Annotated in this window: 10 protein-coding genes; 1 reads left to right on the top strand and 9 read right to left on the bottom strand. The window is 58.7% G+C overall.

The window, feature by feature from the left end; translation table 11 throughout:
* Positions 1 to 20 precede the first annotated feature (20 nt).
* From CP97_RS00535 to zorA, 4 genes are read right to left on the bottom strand one after another with little or no spacing between them, the layout of a single operon-like run.
* Positions 21 to 3,752, bottom strand: a complete 3,732-nt coding sequence (locus CP97_RS00535; RefSeq protein ID WP_048884341.1) for a DEAD/DEAH box helicase — start codon at positions 3,750 to 3,752, stop codon at positions 21 to 23.
* Positions 3,746 to 5,122 carry an EH signature domain-containing protein gene (locus tag CP97_RS00540; protein ID WP_082863657.1) on the bottom strand — a complete coding sequence of 459 codons (1,377 nt, stop codon included), beginning with the start codon at positions 5,120 to 5,122 and terminating at the stop codon, positions 3,746 to 3,748. Before CP97_RS00540 ends, CP97_RS00535 begins: the two co-directional genes overlap by 7 nt.
* Positions 5,123 to 5,148: 26 nt before the next feature.
* On the bottom strand, positions 5,149 to 5,877 hold the full coding sequence (locus CP97_RS00545) for an OmpA/MotB family protein (protein ID WP_048884342.1): 729 nt from the start codon (positions 5,875 to 5,877) through the stop codon (positions 5,149 to 5,151).
* Positions 5,877 to 7,802 (bottom strand): anti-phage ZorAB system protein ZorA, encoded by a 1,926-nt coding sequence (gene zorA / locus CP97_RS00550; protein ID WP_048884343.1) that lies wholly within the window; start codon positions 7,800 to 7,802, stop codon positions 5,877 to 5,879. The genes CP97_RS00545 and zorA overlap by 1 nt, the downstream gene beginning before the upstream one ends.
* A gap of 475 nt (positions 7,803 to 8,277) precedes the next feature.
* On the opposite strand from zorA, the gene CP97_RS00560 reads away from it, so the two are divergent.
* Complete coding sequence (locus CP97_RS00560; protein ID WP_048884345.1) at positions 8,278 to 8,913, top strand: S24 family peptidase; 636 nt, start codon at positions 8,278 to 8,280, stop codon at positions 8,911 to 8,913.
* A gap of 11 nt (positions 8,914 to 8,924) precedes the next feature.
* On the opposite strand, the gene CP97_RS00565 is transcribed toward CP97_RS00560, so the two are convergent.
* The 5 genes from CP97_RS00565 to CP97_RS00585 form a co-directional block, all read right to left on the bottom strand.
* Positions 8,925 to 9,833 (bottom strand): HNH endonuclease, encoded by a 909-nt coding sequence (locus tag CP97_RS00565; RefSeq protein WP_048886575.1) that lies wholly within the window; start codon positions 9,831 to 9,833, stop codon positions 8,925 to 8,927.
* A 72-nt stretch (positions 9,834 to 9,905) separates the two neighbouring features.
* Positions 9,906 to 12,830 (bottom strand): MobF family relaxase, encoded by a 2,925-nt coding sequence (gene mobF, locus CP97_RS00570; protein WP_048884346.1) that lies wholly within the window; start codon positions 12,828 to 12,830, stop codon positions 9,906 to 9,908.
* A 58-nt stretch (positions 12,831 to 12,888) separates the two neighbouring features.
* Positions 12,889 to 15,204: a type IV secretion system DNA-binding domain-containing protein gene (locus CP97_RS00575; RefSeq protein WP_048884347.1), complete on the bottom strand. Its 2,316-nt coding sequence runs from the start codon at positions 15,202 to 15,204 to the stop codon at positions 12,889 to 12,891.
* Entirely contained in the window at positions 15,194 to 15,526 is a 333-nt protein-coding gene (locus CP97_RS00580; RefSeq protein ID WP_048884348.1) for a hypothetical protein, read from the bottom strand. Before CP97_RS00580 ends, CP97_RS00575 begins: the two co-directional genes overlap by 11 nt.
* Positions 15,527 to 16,256: 730 nt before the next feature.
* Complete coding sequence (locus CP97_RS00585; RefSeq protein WP_048886576.1) at positions 16,257 to 16,478, bottom strand: hypothetical protein; 222 nt, start codon at positions 16,476 to 16,478, stop codon at positions 16,257 to 16,259.
* Between the last annotated feature and the right edge of the window lie 205 nt (positions 16,479 to 16,683).

A 16,683-nucleotide genomic window follows, 5' to 3' on the forward strand; every position in this document is an offset into this window, starting at 1 on the left:
ACAAGCGATGAAACCCGCCTTTACTGTACGCGATGGCCCCGTGCGCCGATGCCAGCCGAGCGCTTGTCGTGAAAGGCATTGACGACACATGACCATTTGGCGCTCATAACGCCGTCGATCCCCCGCCCCAAATCCCATATGACGGCGTCCCCATCCTCCAGTTGCGCTCTTACAAAGCGGTCGTGCAAATCGCCTCGCGAGCGGCGTGAACGCTGCGCAAGGTGCAGCGCAGTCGATCCGATCGTGTTTCTCCAGCGGTTTTCGAGATCGGCACGTTGATCGCCGTTGGTTTCCGGCATCCGTTTATCGACCGAGTCTGCATCGAAGGTCACAATCTGAACTTCATCAAGCTTCGCTGCGAGCTCACAGAACCGATTGACGAAGTTCAGTAGCCTTCCGCGAGCCTGTTCATCTGCACAGCAATAGGGGTCCTGGATTTCAAGACGGTTTATTCTTGCTTCGCGGACAAATTGCTCGAAGATCGTCCAATCGCGCGGACCATATTGTTCATAGACCACACGCTGAACACTGGGTGTGCGAGCTTCAGCAGCCTCGACTGGTGTACGGACCGATAAGACGGGTCTCTGGGGAGCATTGACCGGTGGTTTGGGCTCGGGTTCAACAGCAACAGGGGTAGGAAGAGGGACAGGGGCAGGTGAAGAAGACGCAGCGTGTGCCGTGTTCTCAGGGCCGATCTGCGACTCTGCGTCAGATTCTTCTTGGGCCACATTTTCGACATCACTTGCCTGGGCGTCCGACGACAACAGAATAGAAGACGGAGCGCTTTCGGCGTCTTCTTCGCTGAGAGTTTTTCGTCCATCCAGAACGTCCGAAAGCAAGTCATCAACGTCGCGCGCACTTTCGGGCGGCATGAGCAGCCCCCTGCTCAGCGAGCGCTTACGCTCCATGAGGGCATCGAGCCGTTGGTCGAAGCTTGAAGGTCCAATCGCCTCATCCGGATGGACAGCCATCGGGATGTGGATCGTCACCGGCCTTGTCTGACCGATCCGGTAGGCCCGGTCCGTTGCCTGATCCTCGACAGCAGGGTTCCACCAGCGGGACAGGTGGATCACGTTGTTGGCGGCGGTTATCGTAAGCCCTACACCGCCGGCCTTGGGTGAGAGTATGAGAACATCGAAAGATGTAGGCGAAGTCTGGAAAGCAGTGACCATGTCCTGTCGCTTGTGGCCAGCAACTTTTCCGCTGATACACATCGGCCGACGTTCAAGGGAAAAACGATCCTGAATGGCCATGGCAAGGAAGGCCTGCATTTCTAGATCTTCGCAAAACAGCAGCGCCTTTTCGCCGCGCTGTTCGATCTCTTCGAGAATCTCGAAGGTCTTTTTCAAGCGTGCAGACTGGTCGATGTAGCCATTGATATCGGTTATGCCACGCGGCGGTGACGGATGGAGCGACGTGCCGCGGAGCATATGCAGCACTTTCAGCATCGCGCCCTGTTCGCCGCTTTCCCTGAGCGCCCGTGCTCTGGCGAGCACAAGATCGTAGGCCTGTGCCTGTGCAGGCGGCATCTCGACAGGGTATTTCCGCGCCGTCTTCTCCGGCAAGCCGGTCAGAATCTCGTCCTTCATGCGGCGCAGCATGAATGCCGGCAGGGCCTCCTCGCGCTCGATCAGGCGTTGCTGAAGATCGCCCAAGCGCTCAAGATCATGAGCGGGAAAGCTGTTCTCAAATTCCCGGCTTGAGCCGAGAAATCCTGGATAGACCGTGTCGGCGATTGACCAGAGATCCTGCAATCTGTTCTCGACCGGAGTGCCCGTCATGGCGATCTGGAGACGCCCATTGAGCGCCTTGGCCGCCCGCGTCATCTGGCTGGCGGGATTCTTGAGCTTTTGTATTTCGTCGTAAACGATGGCCGCGAATGGAATGCGCGCAAAGCTCATGTGATAATCGCGCATTGTCTCGTAGGTCGTCAGAACGATGCCCGCCTCTTCCCATTGGGACACGTCCAGGCGCGACGTTCCTCCGCGAATGTCGCTCCCGGCTTCGAGGCGAAAGTCACGTAGGTTAGTGCCAAACGCCTCTACCACCGGCCCCATGAGATCAGCTTCAATGTGTTGGGCCAGCTCAGCTTGCCAGTTACGCAGCAAACCAGTGGGGGCGACGATCAGAACAGGCTTTGGATGCGCAGAGCTCCGGCGTAGCCAGAGCAAGAACAAAAGCGCCTGGAACGTCTTACCGAGGCCCATGTCGTCGGCGAGCAGAACGCCCGGCATCCGCCGCTGCCATGCCTCGGTGAGCCAGGCAAACGCTTCAATCTGGTGGGGTTTCGGCTCGGATTTCAGGCCTTCGGGAAGTCCGGGAGCTTGAAAAACCTCAGCGCTGATTTCAGGGCGAGGCAGGCGAGCATAGTCGAGTTGCTCGAAATTCTCTCCAACCTGAAGGAAAAATGTGTCGACGGCCTCCCGCTCGCTTCGCTCAGAAGATTGCTCCTCGCTCTCGGCAGTGATCTGGTGTTCGAGGTCCGCAATTGCGCGTGCAGCCTGCAGTGTCGCGGGAGTGGCGGGAATGCTTTCGTCACGCCAGGCGATGGATTCCTTGCCCGACGCGATGGCTGTCTCGACTTCGCCCGCAAGCGTTTCGGCTTCACCCGGGGCCAGCTCGACATGGCGCGCATCAGGAGGATCGCCAATGCGCAATCCGAACCCTTCTGGTAGCCAGCTGTTCGGCTTGGGCTTTATCCAGGGAAGGACGGGCTTCTGCCAGACCTCGATCCCGCTAACCCGCTCGGAGAACTGCTGGGTCTCGATGAACAGACGATCGGCCGCCTCGTCATCACCGCCTGCGTCAAGCTTCAGCTCTTCGCGCAGAACACGCTGCGGCGCACGCAGAAACTCACGCTTCTCCGGTGACGAGCCAGTTTGTTTGGCGCGCACGATGTCGAGAGCTTTGCCCAGAAGCGGATCAAGGAACAAGAGTGTCCCGTCGGAGAGCAGATAGCTGCGCCGCCCGCCTTCCTGTCCCTTGAACCGGCGCTGGAAATGCTGATTGTCCTGCGGCGTCAGAAGCGACGCTTCTTCTTCATCCACCAGGTCCCCGTCAGCGTTTTCGCTCGCGTTTCTCGAGAAGAGGACCGGATCAAAGTCAAAACGCCCATGGTCGGTCTTGGCGTTCAGCGAGAAGTTTGCCGCATAGGCAATCCGGACACGCTCGAGAAACCCGTCTGCCTCGATCCCTGCTCCAATCTCATCGCCGAGGGTCGCGCGAAGATCGGCAAAGGCCGCCCGGCGCTCGTCGGGATCATCAGCAGCATTGACTAAGAGCGCGGCCTGGAAAGCCGAGTAGATCGGCTCGGGAATTCTCCCGACCTTTCCACCTTCGCGCACGCGCGCGCCAGCGATGTCCGCTCGAACCGGGAGACCGCCGCGGCGGACCCATTTTGTATCTACCTTAATTGTACCATCGGCGAGCGACCCGCCTGAGTTGAGCTGCAACGTCAACGGCGTGGTCGGGGGAAGCCCGAGAGCAAAGGCATCGGCCTCATCGAGCTGCGCGACGATCTCTGGCGGAAGGACAATGCCGTCCTTCTCCTCGCTAATCCGACTCTCATCGTCGAGAACCCGGGCGAGTGCAAGAGAAGCCTGACCAGCTTGAGGCGCAAACCTCGGCCAATCCGAAACCGGAACCATTTCGCTGGAAGCCCGGCGGAATAGTCCGCCCGGCTGTTCGCGCAGCAGGGCAATGGTCTCTCCGCCATTCTCATGGGACGTGGCAATAAACTTTGTCGTCACCATCGGTCATTCCAGTTGCGCCCCCGGCCTCGCCCAAAATGAGGGTGAGCGATTGATGTGCGCCGGTGAATGATGCCTGCGAATTTGCCTTCCCAACCCGGGCTCGCGGGAACATGGGATTCATACTCGAAATCCGCACGGCCGGCGGTGGTACGCAGCTTTCCACCCTCGTACGTCTTGGCATAAAGTTTCGGGGCTCCCGGATCGCTATCGCTCCAGAACCGGCATGACCCGTTGTCGCTCCATTCTGAGATCCGCAGATCACCTATCTGCATGATGATGGAAGATGACGACGAAGGCCCTCCCCGGATTATCCCGTATTCTGGCCGTTCGCCGCTCTGTCGGATGAGATCTTCAATCCTGTTGCGTGCCCGGATCCCGAGAGCGGGCCAGGCGTCCGTGACCAGGCCTTCGTCGAGATAAGCCATCCAGAATTTTTCGCGCTGGGCCCACTGGTCCGGCCGGTCGGTTGTTTTTGCGATGGCGCGGAAAAACTCGCGCATGGCGACTTCGGTAAGCCAGCGCTTGAAAACCTGGGTGACTTCGCGCGCCTTTTCCTCGCCAATTGATTCCGCAAGCGAACGCACAATCCTGTCCCAGCGCGTGCGCTGGAGGCGCGGGTCACCAATCTGATCGAGCAGCAACTCCGAGATTGCTTTGCGATGTTCAGGCTCCGGTTTGGTCTTGATCCATGGCTCAAGCAACGCGCGAACTACGAGCTCCAATTGCCCGGCCTGAGCCTCGGTATCGAACATTCGCAATATGTTGCGTTGCGCACTGACTGCCTTGTCAGGCTGAAGCTCAGCGGTCGCTATACAGGTCTCGTAAAAGACTGCCTGGCCAAAGCCGCTTGCAGCAAGATTTGCCCCCAGACCGGTTTCGCGCATCAAAAGGGATATCTGGTCCGCATTACGGGAGACAAAATCGCGTGCCACCTTGGCTGGACCTGCTTGAGGCAAAAACAGATCCCATCGGGAACTTCGCTCACGCCAGGCCCATTCGTGCCGACCGGCGGCGCGGGAAGCAGCCTCAGCAAGCTGTGGCATGATTGGGCGCTCGGTTGGAAAGTACGTGAGATATCCATCGATCATTGCTTGGTCAGAACTGCGTCGATGTTCGCTATCGGCGCGCTCAAGTGCTGCTACGCCCAAGTCATCGAATTCGGAGTCACACCAGGCGCCGCGCAAGACCCGGTTGAGCTGAAAACGCGGCAATCCGCCTGCGCCCCTGTTGGTTGCTTCCCGCAAAAATGGCTTAAGCTCGATAACGGGTTCGGCTTCACCGACGCTGGCATCGAGCTTTGCCAATTGCCGTTGCATTACAGGCTGTGTCGTCGGAGGCTTCGCCAGGCCGGATGAACCGAGGGCTTCCATGCGAGCAATTGCAGATTGCAGGTATGTCACTGCTCCTGCCTCAGGATGTCGGGATCAAGACCAGAAGTCGGCGTTGCCATGAGAAAACGTAAGTCGATACGCCGATTGCGTTTTTTTGCTTCCTCTGATTCACCCCGATCCACAGGACGGTCGGGCCCATAACCGCTCAGACTCAGGATTGGTGCCGAACCGTCTTCTCCGGCCGGTCTGTTAAGGAAGCCCCTCAAAGCCGGTTGATTACGCTGCAGCATAGTAAAGGTCGTCTCGGCCCGGCGCACCGAAAGCCCGTAATTGTTCATGCCGCCAGACATCATATCCGAATCCGTGTGTCCCTCGACAAAGACGGCATCGATCAGATGCGGTGATCGCTCACCCTCACACAGATCAGAAGTCGTGTAGCAAGGCAGAACGGCAACCATAGCATTGGCAACCTTGCTTATGGCCTCTTGTCCCCTCCCGGTGAGTTCCCACTCACCCTTGTCGAACAGGACATCGTCAGGAAGCCGCAAAACCCCGCTTTTTGTGTCGATTTCAACCTGGAGCCCCCTGTCCTTGAGCGACTGCTGCAGGTCGTTGAGGATTTCCGCGCGCGTTCTGTTCGCGCCGGTTAGCTCTTCGGTTTTCGTCTGCAGATTAAGGGCAAAGTAGGCGAGCAGGATTATGAAGATAAGCAGCAGACCAACCATCATGTCTGTCATGGACATGAAGTAGCTCTCGCCTTCTTCAGCAGGCCTTCGGCGGACGGCGCCTTCCATTATTCAGCGGCTTCCTGGTTCTGGCTGGCGAGGATGCCTGCAAGTTCTTCGACGGTGTCACGCAGAGTGGTCAGCGGTTCGAGGGCACCGGCGAGCTGTGCCACACCATCGCCCAGAGCCTGGTCGATCTGACCAACCCGTTCGTTGAGGTTCGTAGCGTGGTTTCCGGCGGCATCGGAGATTTTATCGATGGCGTCTCCGAGTGCGCGATCCACGTCCTCGAAACGGGCACGATATTCAGACCACGCCGATGAAGCGGCCGTAGCAGTATCATTGAGCGCCGCAGCGAGCTGGCGCATTTCATCGCGGGCACTTTCAGACGAATCTGCATTCTTCGAGACGATCAATTCCACCGACTTGACTGCTTCGGCGATCGAAACCGCCGACTGGCGAACCGGCGCAGTCGCAGCTTCGACATCATTCGCGACCGTTCCGAAGGCTGTAGCAAGATCGTTCGAGCGAGCCGCCACTTGCTCGATCGCCCGTGTATGATCGCCAATCGCGCTTTGCGCGCTCGAAAGATGATCTGCGGATGTCGATATGGCGTTGCCAGCATCTTTCATGCTGCCGACCAGCGGGGCTCCAGTCTGATTGAATCTATCGACAAATTCCGAAAACGACTTCTCCATCGCCTCCTGACCGATACGGGCCGCATCATTCGCAGCCCGGGCCGAAGCTTCGCCCATCTGGCTGGCAGCCGACGCAAGGCCTGACTTCATATCATCAAGCGTGTTGCCGAGATTACTCAGCAATTCATCCATCCGTTGCCGCGCCAGTTCGCTTGCCTGCTCGTTCTCTTCACGCATGCGGTCAGCCACGACACCAAAATTGCGATTGAGCTCTCCGAATGCAGAGCGCATCTCTTCGGATGCCTGACCGAAGCGCTTGACCGCCTCTTCGATCTGGCGGTCGGCTTCGCCGGTCTGCTTCTCGAGGCGCTCCGACATGGTGGCCATCGACGCCGTCATTGCGCCAATAGCGTCCGCCAACCCCGCCATTTCTGCGCCGGCGCCAGTGGCAATCGCATCACGAACTGCCTCGCCCCCACCGCCGCTAATCTTGTCGATTCCCTGCTGAATCGATCCCAGATGCGTAATCATTGGAGCCATTTGCTTTTCAAGCGCACCATCAAGCGCTGCAGCTAACTGCTCGGAGAACGTCCGGAGCGCCGGGGTTTGCTCCTTGAGCTGCTCAAGCTGATCGCTCGCAATTCGCTGCGGCGGCAAATAGGCCATCCCATGCTCGAGCTTGTCGCACAGCATCGAGAGGCCATCATTGATCCGCTTGCCGAAACGGTAATCGTAAGACCGTAAGATGATCGAGGCTATGATTCCGCCAACAGAGGCCCAGAACTTAGCTCCGGCGACTTTCATAAGGCTGTTGAGCTTATCCTGCATTGCTGCAGTGTCGCCGCTGAAGTCTAGGGTAGAGAGCGCTGCTATAATACCCAGGAACGTGATCAGCAGGCCAAGAGCGATAAAGATATTCGCAAACCAGTTCAGCCCGCGGTGGCGCTCGCCGAGGTTGACGAAAAAGTGCTCAGGTCTGGCAGAGTTCTGAAGAACTTCGGCGGAAGGGTCGACGATAGTCTCGCGATATTCCTCCCAGGTCCTGCGAAGCGGCAGCGCCTCGGAGTGGTTCGCCTCCATCATTTGGGCATCAATATCATTGAAGCGCTGAGCGAATTCCAGGCGCGCTTGATCGACATCGGCCGTGCTGCCGCCGGTTATTTCATCAAGCAGCCGAACTCTGGCGTCGATCGCGACGGCCAGTGGCGCATGATACTCACGCTTGTACCGATACGCGATTGCAAATGCGGTTCCGACGAGCACAATTGCGAGAAACGCCGCCATCGCATCGCCGATGAGCGGAACTTCCGTAAAGAAATAGATCAGCCCATGGCCGAGCCATTCGGTAATTTCCACGCAGACCCCCTAAAGCCCCTAGAGATAACGGGATCCTGCCGACTGCTTTGGAAACAGCGCTGGCTTGGTTTCGGCAAGCCAGTTGAGAAACCCGGTTCGGGACTTAGCGTATCGAATCAGCAAGTCCACGCCAAGTCAGGCTGCGCCAAACCCATGAGATTTTCGTGAATTTCCAGAGAACTATTTCAAGGGCGGTCCGGCTTCGAGGTAGTTCTCCACCTTTTCGATTGTCTTTCTGCGCGGCTTGCGACCAGCTCTCATATCCAGCACAAATCGCGGATCCCCGACTACACAGCGGCCGAAGCGCGTTGCAGACATGCGCTTTTCTCGAAGATGTCGCTCAATGCGATCCAGCAGTTTCATCGCCTTCCTTGACTCACTCAACCCTTGAGTTCTTGCTTTGTTCTTAATAGGAAGGTTCCATCGAGTCTAGGAGATTTCCTTCACTCCTCAGACCGTCATAAGGAACCAGACGATGGAACATGTCAGAGAGGAGCTTGATCGGCTGATCCAACAGCGACGGCTCGGATATTCGGCTATCTCGAGGTTGATCGGACGCAACTCGTCCTACATCCAGCAATTCATCAAACGCGGCTCACCGCGCAAACTCGACGACGATGACAGGCGCGTCCTCGCGAGCTTCTTCGGTGTAGACGAGCAAGTCCTGGGCGGCCCGCCAGCTCCGATGCGCGACGGGTTGATCGAGATCCCGGTGCTGAATGTCGATGCGTCGGCTGGCTTTGGAGCGATCGCCGAGAGCGAAACGGCGCATACCCGGTTCGGCTTCGATGAGCGCTGGCTCGCTGGGCTGACACGGGCGAAAAGCGCCAGCCTCTCGATCATTCATGTTCGCGGCGATTCCATGGAGCCGACACTGAGCCATGACGATGAAGTGCTGGTCGATGCATCGGATGAGGGTTCACGGCTGCGTGACGGCATCTACGTCTTGCGCGCTGATGATGCGCTAGTGGTTAAACGCGTGACGCTGAAGCCCGGCGGCCGCAAGATCACCATCAGCAGCGACAATTCGGCCTATCCGAGCTGGGATGATGTCGACAGGTCCGAGATTCAGATCGTGGGGCGGGTTATCTGGTTTGGACGCGCGGTGTAATCCCCGGCCGGTCAGAAACCGGCAAAGCGCGCGCGATGCTTCGCCACAAAATCGGGGCGGGGATGATCCCGTGGATCGGCCGGCAGTCTGATCCGCTGTCCTGAAGGGGGAAACAGCGTCAGTAGTTCGGACGGCACCTTGTTGTGCGATACGAGAAGACAAAGGTTATCGTCGAAACTGATAAGGTGGCGATCAAACAGCCAATGCGCTGTTGCTGAGAGCGCCACGCCGTTGGGCACCACATCGGGCCCGCCATCAGCAACAGACCAGATATGGGCCGCCTGTGCTTCCGCTTTCCCGCCGCCATTGATGATCCGCAAACCAGTAACGGCGCAAGTGCTGTCATAAGCGTCGAGCACATGATTTCTGAAAGCGGCGGATCGGATCTTCTTGTTTAACAGAACCTGCTCGATCCGGCGTTCCCCGAATTCCTCGGCCAGCAGCCCAGCGGTGACATCGTCGATGTACCGCTCATCGAGCTCGAGCCTGATCCGATTCTCCGGGTCCAGCGTCTCGCTCAGCCCGTGCTTGACGATGGCGACGAAATCGTCGCCATCTAGCGTCCTCACCGATTTGCCGCGCAGCGTCCTTCCGGCATCACCCGGACGTGCCATTTCGCGCAGAAAACGCTCGGCAAAGCGTCCGTCCTTGTCACGATAGGAAACCGCATCATCGAATGGCAGATAGTTTCTGACGCGCGCATAATAGTGGGTCGGATCGGCTTCGTCGGCATCGATCCGTTCAACGAAGGCTGTCGCAATATAGGCCATCCGGCCGCCGGAGACGCGGGTCTCGCGGTAGAGTATCCAATCGTTCTCAAGGCGCCTGGCTTCGGACAGATATTGCGACGGGAAATGGTACCGCTCGGTGATGAGGTCGTCGTAGCGCGAATTGCCGCTGATCTCGAACACACCCTTCACCGACAATACTCCGCATTTCTCATCTGAAAGCATCGTGCCTGGTAACAGTAAATCCGTCCAGGCCATCGGCCGTCAAATGCCGATTTCAAAGGGCTTTACTCTCTCCTTGACGAGCTCTGGTGTATCCTTGGCAGGCGAAGCGCTCTCATTGGCTTTGCCCTGTGCAAGTCCTTTGGCAGCCGCGATCTTGAGGCGCTCCGTCACCTCGAGAGCCGAAGACTTTTCTCCTCTGTTGGCCTTGATAGCGCGGCCGAGCTTCTCTGCACTGTCAGCGACCAACGTAAGGCCGTCGCGAAGCCTTGTAACAGTCACGAGGAAGGTTTGCCGGTTGGCCAGATTGCGCTCGCGGCTGTCCATCACTGCGATGCCGCGATCCGAGGTCAGTCCTTGCGCCATGTGTGCGTTCAGCGCGTATGCCAGGTCGAGGCGCTTCAACATGGGGTCGCGGCGCGACAAGCGAAGTTCATTGCCTGCCGAGGTTTCGACTCTAACGCCCTTGCCATCCACCGCGACAATCTTCGCTTGATCGGCATTGAAGAGAGCACGCTTGTGATCATTGTCGGTCCAGCGGATCTTGTCGCCCTCAAAGACGTCCAGCGATTTAAGCTCGAAGAGCGAAAATCGGTCATCGCTCGCGCCTGGTCTGAGACGCGAAGGACTGAATTTGTACTGCCGTCCCTTCCTGTCTTCGAGCACCACGCGCTTTTTTGCGTGGTCGATGGATTTCACAGTGTAATCGCCTTTGGAAAGCTTCTGGCTGCTGTCGCGTGAACGGACATTCAGAACCATGCCTGCCCGATATGTGCCTATGTACCGAAGCTCCTCCCGCGTGGCATTGACCCGGGAGTGAACGGTCAGTTTCGCGGCACGCGATCCAAGCTCGCCATTGGCCTTCAGTCCCTGCTGCACGGCCTCATTGACCGCTGAGCGCAATACGCGTCCGGATGCATAGATCGAAGTCCTTTCGCGCTCAGCAGGACTGAGAGAAAGCCATTGTTCGGCGGCAACGATGGCGCTGTCGCCTTTGGCCTCAACTGTCGTTGGTTCGAGCGCCTTCAGCGCGTCGTCGATACGGCCTTGCTGAGCCGCTGCCTGGGCACGCCGCAAGACCGGGTCGCGGCCGCGCAGGTTGACCTCCATATTTGCCCGCTCGATGCCCGCCTGCTGCACAAGCGCAAACGGCTTGCCGGCGTCGACCGCGCCAAGTTGCTGCCGGTCTCCCACGAGCACCAGTCTTTGGACTTCAGCGAGGTTTGCGAGGCGGACCAGCTTTGCCTTGTCTTCGTTGGAGACCATCGAGGCTTCATCGAGGACAAGGACATGGTAGCCGAGTGCGCTCTTCGCCTCGCGGACCAAGGCTGTGTTGCCGGGTTCCTTCAACAGGCGACCCCATTGCGACAGGAAACGAGCGATGGTCATCGAGCGAATGCCGGTGTCGCGTTCGAGCATCTGAACAAGCGTATTCTGCACCGCGAGACCCAGCACTTGCTTGCCTTCCTCGCGTAGAAGCTGTGCAACCGGCTTCATCACGCTGCTCTTCCCGGCACCTGCAACGCCCTGGATCGCGACGATCCGGTCGCGCGATGAGAGCACAAGGTTGGCTGCCTCTTCTTGGCCCGAATTGAGCGTGATCCCATGATTGATCGCTGACACTGCCTGAACGCGAGAAGCCGCGTCTTCGCGTTCGAGGATTGGGGCTACTGCGCTGCGTCCCTGGTCGACAGCGGCGAGGATTGTGCCTTCAAGCTGCAAAGCCTCCTTGCTTGCAAGCCAGCCGGCATGCGCACCGGTACCCCGCACAAGCGCGCCCGTTCGCACCAGTGCATTAACCTGCCTTTCGACCCGATCCACTGTCGTTGGCAGCCCGAAATCCAGTGCCGCTTTGAGCAATCCTTCACGGGGAAAAGCTGCCTCGCGCTGCGAGAGGTGGCGCACCGCGGAAGCAACAGCCTGAGCAGCTGCAATGGTAGGCGCATCTTGCTTGAGCACGTGAGCGGGGATCAGTGGGTCTGCCGGATCGCCTTTGATCCGCTGTGCAAATTCTCTCAGTTTTGTCATCCCACGCTGAATGAAGCTTCCCTCTTTTGAGCTAATGTTGGCGGCTGCGGCGGCACGCATGTGGGATGCTTCGATCATGGCTTGCAGATCGAGCCCGACCTCCCCTGCGCTTTGCTGCCATTCTTCAAGAAGGCCTTGGCGGTCCCTCACGGGTGCCTTGCTTTTCCTTGTATCAAGTACGGCGATGTCACGCGCTTTCGGAGAATTCTCGCCAAGTTGACGGACCGCGTTGAGGACCTCCTCGCGGCGCGACGAGAATGCCATGATCTGCTCGCGTGTGATACCAGCCGCTTCGAAATTCCCGTGCTTGCCTACAGGGCCGGGCGCATACCCCATAGCCTCCACCGACATGCGAAATCGGGCCATCGTCATCGAATTTAGTAGCGTGTTCAGCGACCAGAGCTTATCGTTGCGCAGAGCCCGCCATTTTCCATCGCTGCTTTGCGTAACGTTCGCCACCACCGCGTGGAAATGCAGGTTGGGTTCCTGTTTGCGATTGGTATCGTGCTGGAAGAGGCCGATGGTCAGGTTGTCGGTCTGGACCTTTCCATAGCCTCCCTTGCCACCCATCCGGGTCTGCGCTGCGTTGTTTTCCGCCCACTGCAGTGTCTGGGCTACTGCCTCGCGGTAGGCCTCGATTATCCGCTTATCGCCGCCAACAAGCGCGAGGAGCGACCAGCTCTTAGGCAGCGAAAACGTCAGATCGGTACCGGGCCTGTGAGACTGCCCGGCGTTGCCGACCTGGATGCCGCCCGGCAGTTCCCCGCGCAGCAGGGCGTCAAACTGGTTGGCATCCACCCGGCCTTGAAGACCCAGCCGCTCCGCTCCTTTGCCAACCCAGCTTCCGGAGCGATCTGCATCGGCACCGGTGTAGTAATTGTCGGCTGCAAAATAGCTTGCTGCAGCCGAAGGGGAGCGCACATTGGCAACGGAAAGCATCGTGTCTGTTCCTCGTCACGGCTCCCCTAAAACCGATATTCCCTCCTCTCTTTGCACTTCACATGTCAGGCTCGAACTCTCCGAAATCCTTCGCAGGAGGATCGCTTACTGCCCCCTCACGCAGGTCCTTTTCAGCGGGCTTAATAGGCTTGTTTCCACTCTCCGGAGATCTGCTCTGAGGCGAGGGATCGGCCTTGTTCTGGTTATCACCGCTATCAATGCCGGCTGCACTCTGGTCGTGTGCGATAGCCGAGGCCGCCACATCATCACCCGTTTGCACGGCAGAGGGCGGCAGCGTTGGCGACGCAGCAACGATAGTTTCGGCGCTGGATTCAGGTTTGGCCTCACCGGACTGTCTCCACGCCTCCAACTGCTCACGAGAGTCGATTTCCGGACGATCCCGCGCCTCACCGACGGGCCTATCTGGTCTCGGCAGCTTCAGCTTGAGTTGCTTTGGATCGACAGGCTTGCCAGCGCCGTCATCGTTGGAGGCAGGATGCTCACCGTCCGTTTTAAGGCTGGGCTTTCGATTGGTCGCTGAAGCGTTGGCTGGGGCCCTTCCACTCTTAACGGGCGATATCTCGCGAGGGATGAAACCCTCAGCGATCCGGTCGCGCGAGCGGGGTATGAGCGATACCGGCGCGGCAGGGAAACCATCGGGAAACTTGATGTAGGCCGACAGCCGCGGAAGGTTCATGAACTGGTCTGGCAGGAGCAAGGGTTCAACCTGCCGTCTGGGCGTCAGGCTGACCGCGTCGCGGGCATTGTTATACCCGTAGCTGTAGCCCTCTTCCATGTCCCGCACCTGCCGGTGACCGATGAAATCGGAGCACCATGTCGCCGTCTCGCGATCGGCTGTTGCCAGGATGAGCTTGGTCCGCGCGAGGGAGGACAACGTCATGGCCATGTTCTCGCCGTAAACTTCCTTGAGCTTGGCATAAGCATGCACGCCGGTGACGATCGCCCCGCCAAAATTGCGCGCGGTCTGCAGGCCTTTTTCGAGTGCCGGCAAGCGGTGGAGAGCACCGAGTTCGTCGATCAGGAACCACATCCTGAGGTCCTGAGTGCGCTCGAGCGTCATCAGCGTGTTCATCGCCGTATCGAGCCACAGCGTGAGCAGTTGCGAGGAAATGCTCATGTCGACATAGCGCGCCGAGAGGAACAGGATCGAGCCCGTCTCGCAATCGCCCTTAACCCAATCGCGGACCGAAAAGTGCGGCCCCTCCGAAGGCAAAAGCTTGAGCACTTTGGCATTGGCATTGAACACCGCGCGGATCGATTCCGCCATGCGGGCAGCTTCCGGAGCGGTGAGCGGATCGGCCATTGTGCCGCGCATCAGCTTGTGCACCTCGGACAGGTCCGCCGTCATCAATTTCTGCGCCAACGCCTCATTGGTCGCTGTTCCTTTACGGGAGAGATGGAGGCACATCTCGACAAACAACATGCGCGCTGCAAGCACCCAGAACTGTTCGGATCCGCCGCCATCATGGGGCACAAGCGCTTCGGCTGCGGCATGGAACTCGGCTTCGCTCGAGCAGTCGTTGAACACGCTCCATAAGGGGCAGCGCGCATCGATTGGATTGAGAATGATGTCGCGTGCCGGATCGTAATAGGCCTCGATGAAGGCCCCGGTCAGATCGAAGATTACCGCGCGTTGGCCGCGTTCGCGGGCCTCAGTCACGAGCTCGGTAAGCGCTACGGTCTTGCCGGTTCCGGTGGTGCCGATGAGCATGGTGTGGCTCTGCTCGAGCCTCCATGGCCAGCTCACTCCGGCGAGATGCGCGGGTTCGTAATGGCCGGCCTCAGTAAGGGCTGACGAGCTTGCCAGTCGCCACTTCCAGCCGAACTTTCGGCTGAGCTCTTCAGCGCGATACTTGCCGTTATAGCGCTCGATTTCGTCCTCAAGCTCATCGAGCGAAACAAGCATGGCACCGCGCTCGTGCTTGCGCTCTTTGGAGCGTCCTCCGAAGCGTTCAGCGAACCACCAGAAGAACACAAAAGCCGGACTGAGAAGGACAGCCGACGTGAGCAAGCCTTGCTTTGCCGCTGTACGGAAAGCATCAATCGCATCGCGCATCGGCGGGAAATCGCGTACCACCGCGAAGGGCAGACCGACCTTATCTCCGTCGGCCAGCGTGAGGTTGACGAGCTTGGCTGGATCGAACTCCATGAAAGCGTAAAGGCTGGCATAGACATGCATCCAGACCAGGTAGAACTGGTGATCGGTAAGGGTCGTTTGCACCTCCCAGTAACAGGTACCTAGAACCACAAGTGCGGTGACGATCACAGGACCCTTCAAGCCCGCTGCAAACATGAAGGCAAAGTGGCCGAGCAACTGGCTTCCACGGGTGAAGTTAAGGAGGTTATGCTTCATGAGAGTTGCCTCCCATTTGCGTGCTCACCGCCAGGCCGAGCCGTTCAAGTCGGCGGCGATAAGCCTCGTGGGTCCGATCCCGTAGGCTCGCGTCCGGATGGCCCGCCAGCAGGGCATCGAGCGCGACGGAAATGAAGACATTTTGCCGCGCCGGATCGAGCGCAACCGGCCTGTCCTTTGCTGCGTTGTCGCGATGCCAGGCCGCAACAATGAGGTCGCGAATGAAGACGCTTACGCTTTCGCCCTGGTCCGCAGCAGACTGGCGAACCCAGTTGCCTACGGGGAGCGATACGAATGCCTGAAGCCGATCTTGTCGGGTCATGAAACAGGTTCCTTGTCGGGCCGACGGAACCTGGCTCACCTTGCGGAAGGTGATGATGAGAATAAATCGTGAACAACTCGCAGTCAATCGAAAGTTTAAGTAGTGATTACAATGCACTATAGCGATGTGAGTTGTACACGGATCAGCGCAAAGCCGCTCTACTCGCAGACGGGTTGATTCCGCCCAAAACCGAATTTCTCAATCATATCATAATGATAAGTCCCGAATTCGCGGGGTAGGGTGTGCTCCCTTGTTCCCATATGCGCGAGGGAGGACCAGACAATCAGGGGTCTTGATCTCGGACGCCTTTTTCCAACCTTCATGTTGGAGCGCGAGCAAGCGAGGCTGGGCAGGTCTTCCGGCTCAGTTCGTTGGCATTCAGGAGCCTATGAGAAGACACCTGCACCTGCGAAAGAGGCAGCGGCAAAGGGCGCGTGGGAAGCAAGGCAAGTGGGGCATGTCGCATGGCTGGCTTCCTGCCGCCCGACCCGTCGCCGGTTCGCAAGTGCATGCAGGGCCCGGATACTTAAAACGCCGCACCCTCAGGAGCGCATCGCATGATGCGCGGGACAGAGTGCGTCCATAGCCCTGCTCCGTTTTCGGTCGCCGCTGCAAAGCGCGCGGTGCCCGTCAGCCCGGCACTATACCTGTTGACGAACCGCTATCACCGACCCCAGCGAACATGAAAAAAGGGCAGGAACCGTTCCCGGTTCCCGCCCTGCCGATAGCCTCAGAACTCGTCGAGCATTCCCCCGTGGACCGTGTGGACCACCCGAGCTGTGAGATGCGCTGGTAATGCATTGTAGTCACCCTCGTCGAGAGCAACATATCCAAGCTCATCATCCTCGATAACGTGCTGGTCGAAGAAGCTGTGCAGCGCCCTTTTTTCGGCGGTTTCAAGGGCCTCGAAGTAGCTGTGCGATGGTAGAGTGCAATGTGTAGAACAAGCCATGGTAATCCTCCTGATATCTGTCGTGAGACGACAGGAGATCGCGCGATGGTCTTGCGTATTCCGGGTCACAGGATCGCCCGAACGGGCGACCGCGGGAGCGGCGGTGGGGGCAACGATTTTGTCCGATGCCGGATGCAATCCGGTGGCGGCCAAAATGGTGGGGCCCCGCACGTCCTTGAGGCGGGATATGCAAGGCCATCATGCT

The organism is Aurantiacibacter atlanticus, from assembly GCF_001077815.2.
Lineage (GTDB): Bacteria > Pseudomonadota > Alphaproteobacteria > Sphingomonadales > Sphingomonadaceae > Alteraurantiacibacter > Alteraurantiacibacter atlanticus.